Source organism: Megasphaera sueciensis, assembly GCF_050219315.1.
Classification (GTDB): Bacteria; Bacillota; Negativicutes; order Veillonellales; family Megasphaeraceae; genus Megasphaera_A; species Megasphaera_A sueciensis.
The window spans coordinates 1-17,161 of sequence record NZ_CP116939.1; the positions used below are offsets into that span (position 1 = coordinate 1).

At 41.4% G+C, this 17,161-nt stretch carries 12 protein-coding genes; 11 read left to right on the plus strand and 1 reads right to left on the minus strand.

Annotation, left to right across the window (positions count from 1 at the left end):
* Positions 1-120: 120 nt before the first annotated feature.
* From htpG to NXG62_RS00035, 7 genes are all read left to right on the plus strand, one after another.
* Entirely contained in the window at positions 121-2,076 is a 1,956-nt protein-coding gene (gene htpG, locus NXG62_RS00005) for a molecular chaperone HtpG (protein WP_427113024.1), read from the plus strand.
* 242 nt (positions 2,077-2,318) lie between these two features.
* Positions 2,319-4,490, plus strand: coding sequence for an excinuclease ABC subunit UvrB (uvrB, locus tag NXG62_RS00010; protein WP_427113025.1), 2,172 nt, complete (start codon positions 2,319-2,321; stop codon positions 4,488-4,490).
* A 10-nt stretch (positions 4,491-4,500) separates the two neighbouring features.
* The gene (uvrA, locus tag NXG62_RS00015) at positions 4,501-7,350 is read left to right on the plus strand and encodes an excinuclease ABC subunit UvrA (protein WP_427113026.1); all 2,850 of its coding nucleotides are present in this window, start codon (positions 4,501-4,503) and stop codon (positions 7,348-7,350) included.
* A gap of 2 nt (positions 7,351-7,352) precedes the next feature.
* Positions 7,353-9,179: an excinuclease ABC subunit UvrC gene (gene uvrC / locus NXG62_RS00020; RefSeq protein ID WP_427113027.1), complete on the plus strand. Its 1,827-nt coding sequence runs from the start codon at positions 7,353-7,355 to the stop codon at positions 9,177-9,179.
* 269 nt (positions 9,180-9,448) lie between these two features.
* On the plus strand, positions 9,449-9,829 hold the full coding sequence (locus tag NXG62_RS00025) for a PadR family transcriptional regulator (protein ID WP_176762812.1): 381 nt from the start codon (positions 9,449-9,451) through the stop codon (positions 9,827-9,829).
* A 52-nt stretch (positions 9,830-9,881) separates the two neighbouring features.
* Complete coding sequence (locus tag NXG62_RS00030; protein ID WP_322351535.1) at positions 9,882-10,043, plus strand: rubredoxin; 162 nt, start codon at positions 9,882-9,884, stop codon at positions 10,041-10,043.
* 123 nt (positions 10,044-10,166) lie between these two features.
* Positions 10,167-11,201, plus strand: a complete 1,035-nt coding sequence (locus tag NXG62_RS00035; protein WP_427113028.1) for an alpha-hydroxy-acid oxidizing protein — start codon at positions 10,167-10,169, stop codon at positions 11,199-11,201.
* A gap of 264 nt (positions 11,202-11,465) precedes the next feature.
* Here NXG62_RS00035 and NXG62_RS00040 read toward each other — a convergent pair whose 3' ends face one another.
* Positions 11,466-12,461: a DUF535 family protein gene (locus tag NXG62_RS00040; protein ID WP_427113029.1), complete on the minus strand. Its 996-nt coding sequence runs from the start codon at positions 12,459-12,461 to the stop codon at positions 11,466-11,468.
* Positions 12,462-12,624: 163 nt separating this feature from the next.
* On the opposite strand from NXG62_RS00040, the gene NXG62_RS00045 reads away from it, so the two are divergent.
* The 4 genes from NXG62_RS00045 to NXG62_RS00060 are packed head-to-tail and all read left to right on the plus strand — an operon-like array spanning position 12,625 to position 17,159.
* A complete protein-coding gene (locus NXG62_RS00045) occupies positions 12,625-13,077 on the plus strand; it encodes a CtsR family transcriptional regulator (protein ID WP_427113030.1) in 453 nt (150 codons plus the stop codon).
* Positions 13,078-13,101: 24 nt separating this feature from the next.
* Complete coding sequence (locus NXG62_RS00050) at positions 13,102-13,623, plus strand: UvrB/UvrC motif-containing protein (RefSeq protein ID WP_427113031.1); 522 nt, start codon at positions 13,102-13,104, stop codon at positions 13,621-13,623.
* Between the two features lie 2 nt (positions 13,624-13,625).
* Positions 13,626-14,690 (plus strand): ATP--guanido phosphotransferase, encoded by a 1,065-nt coding sequence (locus tag NXG62_RS00055; RefSeq protein WP_427113032.1) that lies wholly within the window; start codon positions 13,626-13,628, stop codon positions 14,688-14,690.
* 33 nt (positions 14,691-14,723) lie between these two features.
* On the plus strand, positions 14,724-17,159 hold the full coding sequence (locus NXG62_RS00060; RefSeq protein ID WP_427113033.1) for an ATP-dependent Clp protease ATP-binding subunit: 2,436 nt from the start codon (positions 14,724-14,726) through the stop codon (positions 17,157-17,159).
* The last annotated feature ends 2 nt before the right edge of the window (positions 17,160-17,161 follow it).

The following is a 17,161-nucleotide window of genomic DNA, read 5'->3' on the forward strand; positions in this document are numbered from 1 at the left end:
CTGCTTTTGTTCTGCAATACTATTTCTATTGACTTTTTGACTTTTTGTTGTATGATAGATATGTGAGATTAGCACTCAGGCAAATGGAGTGCTAAATATAATATAAAGGAGTAGATTTACATGGCGAAAGAAACGTTTGAATTTCAAGCAGAAACACAGCAATTATTGGATCTTATGGTCCATTCTATTTATACGAACCACGAAATATTTCTTCGTGAACTTATTTCCAATGCATCAGATGCCATTGATAAACTGCATTTTGAGTCTTTGACAAATAATGAGTTATTAGAAGGGGATGCAAATTTTGAAATTCATTTAGTGCCGGATGAACAGAATCATACCTTGACAATTTCTGATAATGGAATTGGTATGAATCGTAAGGAAGTTATTGAGGATATTGGAACTATCGCTAAATCCGGGACAAAAGCTTTTTTGGCTAAGTTGAAGGAAGCACGTGAATCGGATACGGAAATTACAGATAAAGAAATGATCGGCCAATTTGGCGTCGGATTTTATTCTGCTTTTATGGTAGCTGATAACGTAACCATCATTACTCGGAAAGCAGGAGAAACAGAAGCTGTGCGCTGGGAATCGGCTGGCGATGGAAAATACAGCATTGAAGCTTGTGAAAAAGAAAAACACGGAACGACGATTATACTGACATTATCACAAGGATTTTATGGTGAAAAATCGGAAGAAAATTATACGGATCGCTATAAATTGCAGGAGCTTGTTAAAAAGTATTCTGACTATATCCGGTACCCTGTAAAAATGAATTTCGTTATTGAAGAAACGCCTAAAGATGCAGATGGAAAACCTATCGAAGGGGCTGAAAAAACTAAGCGCAATGAGGAACGGACGCTGAATTCCATGCAGCCTTTGTGGACTCGCAACAAATCTGATATCAAGAAGGAAGAGTATACGGATTTCTTCAAACATCAATTTTTTGAATGGGAAGATCCTATGGAAATTTTCCATACAAAGGTTGAAGGTACGGTAGAGTATACTGCATTGCTATATATTCCGGCTCATGCACCGTTTAATCTTTATTATAGTGATTATGAACCGGGAATCCAGCTTTATTCACGGCACGTATTTATTATGGATAAATGCAAGGATCTTCTGCCGGATTATCTGCGTTTTGTCAAAGGGCTTGTTGATTCTCCGGATCTATCATTAAATATTTCACGTGAGTTGCTGCAGCAAAGCCGGGAATTGAAACTTATCGGCAGAAATTTGGAAAAAAATATTCTTAAGACATTGGAACGGACATTGCAAAAAGATCGTGAAAAATACGAAAAATTCTGGGCTGAGTATGGAAAGTCTTTAAAAATTGGCATTTACAACAGCCTAGTTTCCGGAGAAAATAAAGTGGATCAATTGAAAGATTTACTTTTATTCACCTCGTCTAAAGATGGAAAACTTTGTACGATCAAAGAATATTGTGATCGTATGCCTGAAAACCAGAAAAAAATATATTATGCTTCTGGTAAGGACAAGGAAACTATTGACCAGATGCCACAGATGGAATTGCTTCGGGATAAAGGTATTGAAGTATTGTACATGCTTGATCCGGTAGATGAATTTGCATTGGAAGGCATTCGTGAGTATGCAGGAAAACAATTCCACTCGATCAGCCGCGGTGATCTTGATTTGGATGATGTGGAATCACAGGAAGCAAAGAAGGAAACGGAAACACTGTCTAAGACCAATGAAGATCTTATTAAAGATATAAAGGAAGCTTTGGGAGATAAGGTTTCTGATGTCAAACTTACAAATCGTTTGAAATCCGGAGCAGTCTGCCTTGTTGCTGATGAAGCGGGTCCCAGTATTGCGATGGAACAAGCTTTTGCCGGTGCCAACAATCCAATGCTCAAGGCAAAACGTATTTTGGAAATTAATCCGCATCATGATTTGTTTGCCCGCTTGCAGAATTTACATACGGGCGGCAAAGATTCTGCAGATTTCAAAGAGTATTGTACGATGCTTTATGATCAGGCTTTGCTTATCGAGGGTATTTTGCCGGATGATCTTATTGCTTTTGCCAACAAAGTAGCACAATTAATGGCTAAATAGATTATAAAAATTAATGTAGCGACGAAAACGCGATATGTAAGAAAAGAAAAAGGATGCATTTCTTTTATATAAAGAGGACCTCTCTGTTATTTTTGGTAGAGTATTTTATTTGCCGGAGATAACAGAGGGGTTTTTTCACATATATTTTTGCTGTTTTTTTCATACTGTACATATGTTCGGACCTATGCTATACTAAACGTACTACAAATAATAGTTATTATTTACTGGATGCGGGGGGCCGTATGGATATTCAGAATCATCGTAATAAAGATTATAATACAACGACACCGTTCCGCGTTGTTGCCCCGTATGAGCCCATGGGGGATCAACCGGAAGCGATTGAATCTTTGGTAAAGGGAATTACAGGCGGGCAATGGGCTCAAGTTCTTCTTGGTGCTACTGGAACAGGTAAGACTTTTACGATGGCCAAGGTCATCGAAGCGGTGCAGAAACCGACACTTGTGATTGCCCATAATAAGACTTTGGCAGCGCAGTTGTGCAGTGAGTTTAAAGCTTTTTTTCCGGATAACGAAGTGGCGTATTTTGTCAGTTACTATGATTATTATCAACCGGAAGCTTATATTGCTACAACGGATACATACATAGAAAAAGATGCATCTATCAATGATGAAATTGATAAGCTTCGCCACTCGGCAACGATGAGTTTGTTTGAACGGCGGGATGTTATTATTGTAGCATCTGTATCGTGCATTTATGGATTAGGTGATCCGGAAGATTATAGTGAACTTGTTTTATCTCTTCGGCTGGGACAGACAAAATCACAGTCGGATATCTTGCACAAACTTGTTGATATACAATATACGCGAAATGACTTGGAACTGCAGCGCGGTACATTTCGGGTGCATGGGGATACAATAGAAATATTTCCGGCAGCCTTTGATGACAAAGTTGTTCGGGTGGAAATGTTCGGCGATGAAATCGATCGGTTGACAGAGGTCGACTTACTTACCGGAGAAGTTATAAACGAACGCAGTCATGTGGCAATTTATCCGGCTAGTCATTATGTTACGACTCATGAAAAAATGGCACGTGCCTTGGAAACGATTGATCAGGAACTGCAGCTTCGATTGAAGGAACTGCGGTCGGAGGATAAACTTTTAGAAGCACAGCGACTGGAACAAAGAACCAATTATGATATGGAAATGATGCAGGAAATGGGATATTGTTCGGGAATCGAAAATTATTCCCGACATTTGTCCGGTCGGGAAGCTGGGCAGGCTCCGTACACATTGCTTGACTATTTTCCTGATGATTTTCTTATCATGGTAGATGAATCACATGTTACACTGCCTCAATTGCGGGCGATGTATGCCGGAGACCGGTCTCGCAAGCAGGCTCTTATTGAGTACGGATTTCGCCTGCCGTCCGCTTTGGATAACCGACCGTTGCAGTTTGAAGAATTCGTAGAGCGCATTAATCAAATTATTTATGTCAGTGCAACTCCCGGAGAATACGAAATGGGAGTACAAACGAATTTGGCACAGCAAATCATCCGTCCTACGGGACTTCTTGATCCGCAGGTAGAAGTGCGGCCTATACAGGGGCAGATAGACGATCTGCTTAGTGAAATACGTATGCGTACGGCTGTGCATGAACGTGTTCTTGTAACTACTTTGACAAAGAAAATGGCAGAGGATTTGACGGATTATCTTAAGGAAATGGGCATACTTGTTAGATATCTTCATTCTGATGTTGCTACTATCGAACGGACGGAAATCATCCGGGACCTCAGGGCGGGAGTATTTGACGTACTTGTCGGTATTAATCTTCTTCGTGAAGGTCTTGACATGCCGGAAGTATCTTTAGTTGCAATTCTCGACGCGGATAAGGAAGGGTTCCTGCGATCTGATACCTCATTGATTCAGACTATGGGACGAGCTGCTCGTAATGTCCATGGAACGGTCATCATGTATGCAGATACGATTACCGGTTCTATGAGCAGGGCTATTGATGAGACGCAGCGGCGACGCAAAGTTCAAGATGAGTATAATAAAAAGAATCATGTTACTCCGGTGTCGATTAAAAAAGATGTGGTTGATTTGATTGAATTGACAAAAGTAGCTGAGAATAGCAAAGCCTATAAGGGAAATGAAAAACCGCTGACGACAGCGGCACTATTCAAGGTTATTTCTACAATAACGCAGCAGATGAAAAAAGCTTCTAAAAATTTGGAATTTGAAAAGGCGGCAGAATTACGGGATCGGTTGGGAATTCTGCGCCGACAGCTAGCCGGACTACAGCATGATGATACAATTCCGAAGGAATTTCAGACAGAAGATATGCCATCTGCCCGGTATCAACGTAAAATACGGCGGCCGGACAGGAGCCGAAAATCAATGCTTACTTCTGAAGAAAAAGCAAAAAACAGAAGGAACAGTAAATTAAAAAAATAGAGGAAAAAATATGAGTGATGCATATATTACGATTAAAGGCGCGAGACAGCATAATCTTAAGAACATTAGTGTAAAAATACCTCGCGATAAACTTGTTGTTTTTACGGGACTTTCCGGTTCGGGAAAATCATCTCTGGCTTTTGATACTATCTATGCCGAAGGGCAGAGACGGTATGTGGAATCTTTGTCGGCATATGCCCGGCAATTTTTGGGACAGATGGATAAACCGGATGTAGACTATATTGAAGGGTTATCGCCGGCTATTTCTATTGATCAGAAGACCACGAGCCGGAATCCCAGGTCTACGGTGGGGACGGTAACTGAAATATATGATTACCTGCGTTTGCTGTATGCCCGGGCGGGAGAAGCGTTTTGTCCCCAATGCGGAAAACCTATCCGTCAGCAGTCTGTCGAACAGATGACCGATGCTATTATGACGTTGGGTGAAGGCGAAAAAATTATGGTTATGGCCCCGGTTGTTGAGGGACGCAAGGGGACGCATCAGAAGGTGTTGGCTTCTTTGGTAAAAGAAGGATATGTGCGTGTCCGTGTAGATGGCAGTGTATATCTTTTATCCGATGATATTCCCGTAGATAAAAATAAAAAGCATACGATTGAAGTTATTGTTGATCGACTGGTTATCAAGGCGGATGTTGTTTCCCGCCTGACAGATTCTCTGGAAACAGCGTGTAAATTGAGTTCTGGTATTGTTCATATACTTCGCGTTGTAAATAATGAAATACTTACCTATAGTCAACACTTTGCCTGCCCAGACTGTCATATCAGCCTGCCGGAAATCGAACCGCATTTGTTTTCCTTCAATAGTCCGTTTGGAGCTTGTCCTGCTTGTACTGGTATCGGCAGTACGATGGAGGTAGATGAAAAATTAGTCATTCCCGATAAAAATATTCCTTTTGCCGATGGCGGTGTGGCCGCACTCAGCAGTAATCCTAACTCTTGGTTTTTGCGCCAATTGGGGGGCCTTCTTCATCCTAAAGGATATACATTGGATAATTGCTTCAATGACCTGCCGAACGATCTGCAGAAATCCCTTTTATACGGTTCGGAGGATTTATGCACGTTTGAATATGAAAATATGCATGGTGAAATAAAAACATTTACCACACAGTTTGAAGGAGTGGTTCCGATGATACGAAGGCGTCATCGTGAAGCATCTTCCGACATGATGAGAGATCAGTTTGAACAATTTATGACGGTAAAGCCTTGCACGACTTGTCATGGAGCTCGCTTGCGTCCGGAAGCGCTGGCTATTAAAATTGGCGGTCTTAATATTCATGAACTCACGGAATATACCGTAGCGGATATGATTCGTTTTTTTAATGAAGTACAGCTGAATAACAAGCAGCAGCTGATAGCCCGGCAGATAGTAAAGGAAATCAAAGCCCGGTTAGAATTTCTTCGGACTGTAGGATTGGAATATCTTACGCTTTCTCGTACGGCGGGTACTCTTTCCGGCGGAGAAGCACAGCGTATCCGTTTGGCAACTCAAATCGGTTCGGGTCTTGTCGGGGTGTTGTATATTTTAGATGAACCATCGATCGGACTTCATCAGCGTGATAATGATAAACTTCTTGATGCACTGCGAAATCTCCGTGATTTAGGAAATACGCTGATTGTTGTTGAGCATGACGAAGATACCATGCGTATGGCGGATTATATTCTTGATATTGGACCGGAGGCCGGAGAAAAAGGCGGACGCATTGTAGCTCAGGGAACAGCGGAAGATATTATGGCGTGTCCAGAGTCACTTACCGGTCAATATCTCAAAGGAACAAAGTTTATTCCGCTGCCGGAAAAACGTCGTGCTGGCAACGGTAATTTTATTGACGTTATAGGTGCGGCAGAACATAATTTAAAAAATATAAACGTGTCTTTTCCCGTAGGTACCTTGACTGTTGTTACCGGAGTATCCGGTTCGGGAAAATCAACATTAGTAAACGAAATATTGTATAAAGGGATGGCAGAAGCTGTTTATGGTACTCCGCACAGACCGGGAGCATTCAAAGCAATTAAAGGAACTGAATATATTGACAAAATTATTAATATTGACCAATCTCCTATCGGGAGAACTCCGCGATCCAACCCAGCTACTTATACAGGCGTGTTTGATTTTATTCGCCAATTATACAGTCAGACGGCAGAAGCTAAAATCCGCGGTTACAAATCCGGACGATTCAGTTTCAATGTTAAAGGCGGCCGTTGTGAAGCCTGCCGCGGAGATGGTATTATCCGAATTGAAATGAATTTTTTGCCGGATGTATATGTACCCTGTGAAGTGTGTCATGGTGCGCGATATAACAGAGAGACGCTGGAGGTAAAGTATAAAGGAAAAAATATTTCGCAAGTTCTTGATATGACGATTGATGAAAGTGTGGATTTTTTTGCTAATATTCCTCGGATTGGAAGAAAACTTCAAACGTTGCAAGATGTGGGCCTGGGATATATACGACTGGGGCAACCGGCGACCACTTTGTCGGGTGGGGAAGCGCAGCGGGTCAAACTAGCAACCGAATTGTCTAAACGCAGTACCGGACGGACCTTATATATTCTCGATGAACCGACAACCGGTCTTCACACGGCAGATATACATAAACTGATGGAAGTGCTGCAGCTTCTGGTTGATGGCGGCGATACGGTTGTTGTAATCGAACATAATCTGGACGTTATCAAGGTGGCTGATTATATTATTGATCTGGGGCCTGAAGGTGGTTACGGCGGTGGTACTGTCGTTGCTACGGGGACACCGGAAGATATTTGCAAAGTAAAGGAATCTTATACGGGACAATTTCTTAAGCCTGTCTTGGAACGAACCGGAAAGTTAATGGCGAAAGGAAGATAAACATGGCTGTCAGTGAAGCTGTACTGGAAAAAATTAATACACTTACGACCTCTCCCGGTGTTTATTTATGGAAGGATGTGTCAGGGCGCATCATTTATGTCGGGAAAGCCGTTAATTTGCGCAACCGTGTTAAAAGTTATGTTCGTAACGATTCTAATAGAGCGGTTAAGGTCGCTGCTATGATGAATCATGCTGTTGATTTGGAAACCATTGTGGTGGCATCGGAAATGGAAGCTTTGATTTTAGAAAATACGCTGATCAAAGAACATCATCCCCGGTACAATATCATGCTGCGTGATGATAAGACATATCCGTACATCAAGGTTACGCTGCAGGAAGAATATCCCCGAATCTGCATGACACGCCGTATTCTCCGTGATGGAGCACGTTATTTGGGACCCTTTGCGGATGCCGGGGCAGTACATCGTGTGCTTAAACTGATGCAGACTGTTTTTTGTCTCAGAACCTGCCGGTCTATGAAAGTGAACCGGCCTTGCCTGCAATACCATTTGGGGCATTGCAAAGCGCCTTGCGTTCATTATATTACAAAAAAAGATTATGCCCTTTTAGTGCAGCGGGCAGTAGATGTATTGGAAGGTCGTGATACAAGCATGCCGCGTGATTTGCAAGCACAGATGGAAACGGCAGCACAAAAAATGGAATTTGAAAAAGCCGCTGTTTTCAGAGATCAGCTAGAGGCATTGAAAATCCTTCAATCCCAGCAGAATGTTGTTATCCACAGCGGCGATATGGATGTAATCGGCTTTGCTAATGAGGCTGGGCAAATATGTGTGCAGATATATACTGTCCGTGGTGGAAAGCTTCTGGGAAGAGAAACTTTCAGTTTAGAAAATGGTGGTGATGAACGACGAGAATCATTGACCGCGGCGGTATTGGATCAGTATTATGTGGGGCAATCCTTTATTCCCGGCGAAATTATAGTCGGTGCTATTGAAGATAAGAATAATTTTGAACGGCGGTTAAGTGAACAGAAGGGACAAACCGTGTCTATCCTTGTGCCGCAAAGAGGAACAAAACGACAATTATTGAACATGGCGGAAGAAAATGCCAAACTTCTTGTAGAACAACGCCGGCTTCAGTGGCAGCATGATAGAGATAAAACCAGCGGTGCTGTAGAAGCCTTGGCACGAGTGCTCGATTTGCCTTGTCTGCCGGAACGTATGGAGTGTTTTGACATTTCACATACACAAGGGGCTGAAACCGTTGCTTCCATGGTTGTCTTTGAAAATGGACGGCCGGCCAAAAAAGAATATCGGCGTTTTAAACTGAAAACCGTACAAGGAAAACCCGATGATTTTGCTTCTATGGCGGAAATCATGCACCGACGTTATGGAGAAAAGACATGGCCGCTGCCTGATCTTATTGTGATCGATGGGGGAAAAGGACAACTTCATGCCGCCTTGCCGGTTATTCGCGAAGCGGGTGCCGAAGCCACTGTCATTAGTTTGGCTAAACGGATTGAAGAAGTATTTGTTGAAGGTCGTAATGACTCCATTGTTCTTGATCATCATACCCCCGAATTACAACTGCTGCAGTCTATTCGGGATGAAGCACACCGTTTTGCCATTACCTATCATCGGAACTTACGGGGAAAGCGCAATCTTGTTTCTATTTTGGACCATATTGAAGGCATTGGACCGAAACGTCGCAAAGCTTTGTGGCAGTCGTTTAAAACATTGAACGATATGAAACAGGCATCGGTTCAAGAATTAGCGTCTGTGCCGGGAATGACAAAAGAGGCTGCTGAAAATGTATATTATTTTTTTCGATTGGGGACTGACGAAAAACGTAAAATTGTAAAGTCTTGAAAGTAAAAATATTTTTATTATAGTTATTCATAAAAGAGAATGAAAGATATGTATATTAATAGATTGAATATTTCGTAAAAATCAGGAAATGCAGGTTCTATGATTTAAGAATATTGCCAAAATAGATTGTTCATGATATGATATAAATCAAAGTTCATATAATTAATCAAACTGGATCTAATCATTTGAAATGGGGGATTTCATAGATAAAGCTTGGTTATATATTGATCTTTTCCATGTACTATAGAATTCTTGAGGGGGGATTGCTTATGGTGAAAATGGAAGAAAAAGTATGTTTTACGGATACATCGGTTAAGACATGGAACCGCTTATTCGTGGCTCTGTATGTTTTAACTATTTTAGAAGAGTCGCCGACATATGGCAATCATATTCGTGAACGCATGAAGGAAATGACTAAAGATTTGTACAAACCGAATCCTAACGCGCTCTACCCGGTATTGCGAACGTTGGAAGACGGCGGATATATTTCTGGAAAATGGGATAATCCTGATACGAGAGGCAAGCGTTTTTATACGATTACCACACGTGGTGTAGGTCTGATTCCAGAACTGCGTGAACGGATTCAGGATCGTGTGCAGTATTTGCAGGATTTGGTTACAGCGGTAAAGTCTAATTTTGATTTGCCTTAATAATCTCATTTAATTGGGATTTATTAATATTGATTTTAGGAGGTAATATACGATGGACAAATACGAATGCAGTATCTGTGGTTACATTTATGAAGAAGAAAAAGGTGATGCCGATGCCGGTATTGCTGCAGGTACAAAATTTGCCGATTTACCGGAAGATTGGGTATGTCCGACTTGTGGTGCCGGTAAAAGTGAATTTGTTAAAATGGACTAATTTTAACAATCAATGATGTAAAAAATCTTCTTCCGTGATATACTTCAAGGAAGAAGATTTTTTGCGTGTACAGCAAGGAATAAGGGTCTGTTGTTGTCATGAGCATTTAAGGAGGTAGTATAGATGGAGAAGAAAGAAGTAATGGAAAATGCACGAAAGAAAATGAAGGGCTGTCATGTTTGCCCTGAATGCAATGGGTTAGCCTGTCGCGGGCAGATTCCTGGATTCGGTGGTTTGCGTACCGGTCGTTCCTTCATGCGTAATGTAGAATCACTAAAGGAGTATGGACTTATCATGCGCAGTATGGCGGGAATCGAAGAGCCTGACACACGTACGGAGATTTTTGGTCACACTCTTTCTCTGCCTGTATTGGTGGCACCCGTAGGTGGAATTGTTTTGAATGCTAAGGTGGAGGGCGATCCGCAGAAAGTAGAAGAAGAGTACTGTGATGCAGTTACACAAGGCGCTATCGATGCTGGAACGATTGCTTTTACCGGCGATAGCGGTGCAGCGTATATGTATGCTTCTGGAATTCGTGCTTGTAAAGCACATCCGGGCTTGGTTATTCCTACCATTAAACCACGTGATGATGAAGCAATTATAGAAAAAGCCAAATTGGCGGAAGAAGCCGGAGCACCGGCTGTTGCCAGTGATATTGATGCAGCAACGTTAATTAATATGCGTATTTTTGGTCAGCCTGTGGGACCTAAGAGTGTTGCCAGTATCAAAAAAATAGCCGATTCTGTTGCGATTCCGTTTATTGTAAAGGGCGTTATGTCTAAGGAAGAAGCACTTGCCTGTGTAGAGGCAGGAGCAAAGGGAATCGTGGTCAGCAATCATGGCGGACGCATTTTGGATGGTATGGCGGGTACAGCCGATGTATTGCCGGAAATAGCGTCTGCTGTTAAGGGAAAACTTACCATTTTTGTCGATGGCGGCATTCGCAGTGGGGAAGATGTTTTGAAAATGCTAGCGCTTGGAGCTGATGCTTGTCTTATCGGACGCCCCGCAGCATGGGGAGCTATTGGCGGCGGAGCTGAAGGTGTTAAAATCATGCTGGATGGGTTTAAACGGGAATTGAGTGATGCTATGATGATTACCGGAACTGCTTCTGCAAAAAATGTGAGAAAAAATATTTTGATGAAATTATCTAGATAAACGGTTTGCGTTAAGGTACAACCGGTTATTTAATGTGTAAAAGGGGCTGTAACAATATAGTTCTGTAAAAAATGGAACCCAGAGAAATCTGGGTTCCATTTTTTACAATATATAGTAAAAGGGGTCCCGAAGAGACCTCTTCGCAGTATAATTGAAGTATGTTAAAACATCAATTATACTGTACAAATTATACCCGGTTTTATAATGCAAGAAAGATTCTTCGTTTCTGATAGATACGCCAAAAGAAAAGGACCGTGTTTTATATTATTCTTTGGGTGCACCAATCGGATCATAGTCTGCGGTTTTTTCTGTCAAGGCTGCATCTATTGCCGAAGGAGAAGGCATAAAGCCGGGACGGAGCATAGAATAAATTACTTGTATATAGGAGGGCATGATTTCATCCATTAGAAAATAGCGCTTGCGGAATAAGTTACGTTTTTGCGATTTTATTTCATTATAAGTACGGCGTTTTTCTTTGATAGGCATACGGAAAAAATTCTTTTCGTAGGGGTCTGCAGTGGCGCCTTCATCTAACCAAAAATCATTAAAAAAGGTTTTCTTAGAGCGATTTCCCCGAATAATATGACTGTTTGTATAAAACCCTTCGTCGGTAATAACGTAAAAATCTTCAATTCCTAATGTTTGAATAAAGATACGCATAAAGTACAAAATCATATTTTTGGGACGGTACCCAAAAAGTTTTTTTGTTAGGATTTTTGTTATTTTCAGACCGTGCGGTGTTCCCTGCAGTGTACCGACATATAAGGAGATATGACCTTCTGTATTATAATCAAAACGGAAATTGAATTGATATACTTTTTTTTCTTCATAGCGGAGCATCATGGTCAGAAAGCCTTCCTTACGCTGGCCGGTGAGAAATTGCAGATGCAGATCTAAGGGGAAGTTTTCATCTTCGGATTTCCAGAGAGTAATTCCTTTTCCAAAATATAAGTCCTGCAGTGTTTCGTCAGAAAATAAAGTTTGTGCGATATTAAAATGATGAATTACCGCGGTTAAACGGTCACGCATAGAAGAGTTCTTAAATAAAAAAACACGAGTCATGACTTCTTGAAAGTCTCTTTCTTTTTCAATAAAATCAGTGAGGGGAGGGTAATTGTCAAAAAAAGTGTAAAATTCCTCCATCATGTTTCGATGTGCGGCACTATGGATAAAAAAAGCGAAGGCTCTTTTGTTTTCAGAAAAATTTCTGGGGTGATATATATGTCTTGACATACGCCAAAAATGGGAAAAGCTGTGCATGAACAATCCTCCTTTTAAGTGTCTATGTTAAATTAATATTATAGTATTAAAAAAATGAATATGTCAATAAGAAAATAAATAGTTGAAAAAAGTCAAAAAGACGAATATAATAAAGATAGTTTAAAAGTCAAAAGGTTAAAACATAAAAAGTTGGTGAGATACGATGAGTAATTTAGCAGATAAAATTGAGCAGCTGATTCTTCATAAATTATTGCAAGACCAAGAAGAAATTATCATATTGAAACGCAATGAATTGGCGGAGGAACTTGATTGTGCTCCTTCACAAATAAGCTATGTTTTGAGTACCCGGTTTTCCTATGATCGGGGATTTATTGTAGAATCACGTCGTGGTTCAGGTGGTTTTGTGCGTATTGTACGCAAAACTACTAAGCCAGTTGAGCGTACACCGGCGGTTATGAAGGAACGTTTGCCGGTTCCCAGTATTTCTTTGTCAGATTTGGATTCGTTACTATATCGATTGATTCGGCAGCAGACTATTACCAATAGAGAAGCCGTCTTACTGCATCATACCTTTGAAGCACTTTATGCGGAGGTTGATGAACGGCAGCGATATGCGGTCATTCATCGCATTTTAAAACATCTGGAGCTGCAGTAGATTCCGTAAAGGAGGATGAATAGTATGTTGTGTGATTGCTGTAAAAAGAGGGAAGCCGTTGTTCATGTTACAAAAATTATAAATGGACGACGTACAGATATACATTTATGCAGTGTGTGTGCCCAAAAAGAAGAAAATTTAAAAGGGCACAGTGATTTTAATATTATTGATAATGATTTTTTCCGTAAAATGGCGTACCCTGATTATTCTGATCATTCTGCAGAAGAACCGAGATGTGCCAGTTGCGGCATGACGTATAGCGAATTCAACCGATTGGGGAAATTCGGTTGTCCAGATTGTTATGAAGTATTTAAAGAGGAAATAACACCGCTGATGCGGCGCATTCACGGACATACGAAGCATGTTGGCAAGGTCCCCAATCGCGGAACCGGTGTATTTCGGACGGTAAATCAAATTAAACGACTGCGTCAGCATTTGCAAAAATTAGTGCGTGAAGAAAAGTATGAAGAGGCTGTTACGGTGCGCGATGAAATCCATGCGCTGGAACGCAAAATTTCTCATATTGATGAACAAAAGGAGGAATGATTATGCTGAAGGATTTACTTTCTGCACCTCTTGCACCTTGGCAGGATGGTTCCGGTACCATGTCTGATATTGTGTTGGACAGCCGCATGCGTCTTTCCCGTAATTTGAAAAAATATATTTTCCCCGATAGAGCGTCTGATATAGAGCTAGCAGCCGTTTTTTCGGAAGGAGAAAAGAGCATGCCCCGGCTTAATGTTTTGGGCCGCGGTGTTTATGAATTTGTGTCATTAGCCGAATTAGCGTCTTTAGAAAGGGAATTGCTCGTAGAAAAACATTTTTCTTCCGCAGCTCACATATCACAGCCGGTAAATCGTGGACTGCTGTTACGGCAGGATGGTGCTGTTTCGGTAATGGTAAATGAAACGGATCATTTTTGTATTCATGCATCTGCTGCTGGGTTCAATTTGAAAAGAGTTTGGGAAGATGCATCTCAAGTAGATGATTCATTGGAGAGTTCACTTAATTTTGCTTTTCGCGATGACTTTGGTTATTTAACGGCCAGTCCTGCACAAGCCGGTACAGGTCTTATTGCGGCAGTGACACTTCATATACCGGCATTGGTTATGATGAAGCGTGTCAACCGTATTGTCCAGGGAATTACAAAGTTAGGATTTGTTGTTTGTGGAATTTATGGGGATCGGGGGGAAACCATCGGAAATGTATTTCAAATTACAAATCAAGTCACCCTGGGAATTTCGGAAACAGACATACTGGATCAATTGGAAAAAATTATTATACAGGTAGTACAAGAAGAAAAAAATTGTAGAAATTTATTATGGACACATAATAAAAATGAAATGCAGGATAGATTGCGCAGGACCTATGGTGTACTGTCCCAAGCCTGGCTTATGAGTCAGCAGGAAGCTATTGGACTGGCTAGCGATTTGCGGCTGGCCATTGATATGGGAATTGTACATGAACGTCCTTTGGTGTATGAATCCTTACTGGCTTCCGTGGAACCGGCGTTTTTGCAGTATACGGCCGGCGGTGAAAAACTGGGAGAAGAAGATTTAAGTATAAGACGGGCGAGCGTAATGCGTGAAACTTTAGCCGCTTATGCGATATAATTTACAGTATTTATTGGGAGGGAAGTGATCTCTATGTATAATAGATTTACTAACGGAGCTAAAAATGTTTTGCGCTATGCGCAGGAAGTAGCACGTAAGTTTCGCCATGATTATGTAGGAACAGAGCATATACTATTGGGACTGATTTTGGAAAAAGATGGTATTGCTGGTCAGGTTCTGGCTCAATTGGGAATGACTCCGGAAAATGTAACACGTACGATGGAACAGCTTGTAGGGATTGGAATAACGGAGCCTACCGCACTTGGACTTACCCCACGGACAAAACGTGCGTTGGAACTTGCTGTATCGGAGGCAAATCGTCTCGGAGTTAATTATATTGGTACGGAACATCTGCTTCTTGGACTTTTGCGGGAAGGAACTGGAATGGCTATGCAGATTTTTGAAAGCATGGATGTAGAACCGGATGTTATTGTGAAAAAGATGACTGAGTTTATGGGAAATATTCGGTCTGATGCAAATGAAGAAGATGAAAATGGAAATTATGGCAATGAAGATATTTTTTCTTATGGGCGCGATTTAAATGATATGGCACGGCAAGGCAAAATAGATCCCGTTGTCGGTAGGGAAAAAGAAATTAACCGGGTTATTCAGATTCTCAGTCGGCGCACTAAAAATAATCCCGTCCTTATTGGTGCTCCTGGAGTTGGTAAAACGGCAATTGCCGAGGGTCTGGCACAACGTATTATTAATGGTAATGTTCCCGATATTTTGAAGGATAAGCGTATTTTTTCTCTAGATATGGCCAGCCTTGTTGCAGGAACAAAATACCGCGGTGAGTTTGAAGAACGGATAAAAAAAGTTATTGAAACGATTGAAAATGATACTTCTTTAATTCTGTTTATTGACGAATTACATCAACTGATCGGAGCCGGCGCAGTAGAAGGAACGATGGATGCGGCGAATATCTTGAAGCCGGCTTTAGCCCGCGGTGAACTGCAATGTATAGGTGCTACGACTTTGGATGAATATAAAAAGCATATTGAAAAAGATGCTGCTTTAGCCCGCAGATTTCAACCGGTTCTTATAGGTGAACCGACAGAGGATGATGCTACTGCCATTTTATTTGGTCTGCGTGACCGGTATGAAGCATTTCATAAAGCTCGCATTACGGATGATGCAGTTCGTGCGGCAGTCAAACTTTCGAATCGGTATATTTCTGATCGCTTTCTCCCTGATAAAGCAATCGATGTAATGGATGAAGCTGCTTCTAAAGTTCGAATGAAGGTATATTCACCGTCTCCGGATATTAAAAAGATGGAAAAGAAATTAGCTGATATTGTTAAAGAAAAAGAAGCAGCTCTGGCTGGAGAAGATTTTGAAAAATGTGCGGCACTGCGGGATGAAGGTAAAAAACTTTCTGATGAAATTACCAATCTTCAAAAGGAAAGAAAACATCAGGATGATGCTAAACTAGTTGTCACAGAAGAAGATATTGCCGATGTTGTTTCCAATTGGACGGGTATTCCTGTACGACAATTAACGGAAACGGAATCGCATAGACTGCTTCATTTGGAGGAAGAGCTTCATAAGAGTGTCATTAGCCAAAACGAAGCGGTCGAAGCAGTAGCTAAAGCTGTACGTCGTGCCCGCGCCGGTTTGAAAGATGTAAAGCGGCCGATTGGCTCATTCTTGTTTTTAGGACCCAGCGGGGTAGGCAAGACGGAATTGGCCCGTACGCTGGCAAGACAACTTTTTGGAAGCGATGAAGCGATGATTCGCATAGATATGAGTGAGTATATGGAAAAATACAATGTATCCCGTCTCGTCGGAGCGCCTCCGGGGTATGTTGGATATGATGAAGGCGGTCAGCTTACCGATGCGGTTCGTGAAAAACCGTACAGTGTGATTTTGTTTGATGAAGTGGAAAAAGCACATGGCGACTTTTTTAACTTGCTTTTACAAGTACTAGATGACGGAAGATTGACTGATTCTAAGGGTCGTACGGTAGATTTTCGCAATACAGTTATTATCATGACTAGTAATTTAGGAGCCTCTTATTTAAAAAAGAGTGAGCCGGTCATGGGATTTACTACATCAACAAATGAAGAAAAAGATAGAGAAATGGCATTTGCGGAGGCAAAAAAAGAAATTTTGGCCGATGTGAAGAAGTTTTTCCGTCCGGAATTTTTGAATCGTATTGATGAAATACTTGTTTTCAAACCCCTGACAACGGATGATTTACATCGTATTGTTGCGATTTTGCTGCAGGATTTAACTGCACGATTGCAGGAAAAGGGCGTTCAATTAGCATGGAGTAAAGGGGCTGATGAAGTCATTGTTAAGGAAGGTACGGATTTCTCCTATGGGGCACGTCCATTAAAGCGGGCTATTCAGAAAATGGTGGAGGATCCTATCGCTGAATTGCTTTTAGGTGGTAAATTGCAGCAGGGAAATACGGTCCACGTAAAAAGTGATGATAAAAAAGAACTGGTTTTTACAACCGAGTAGGG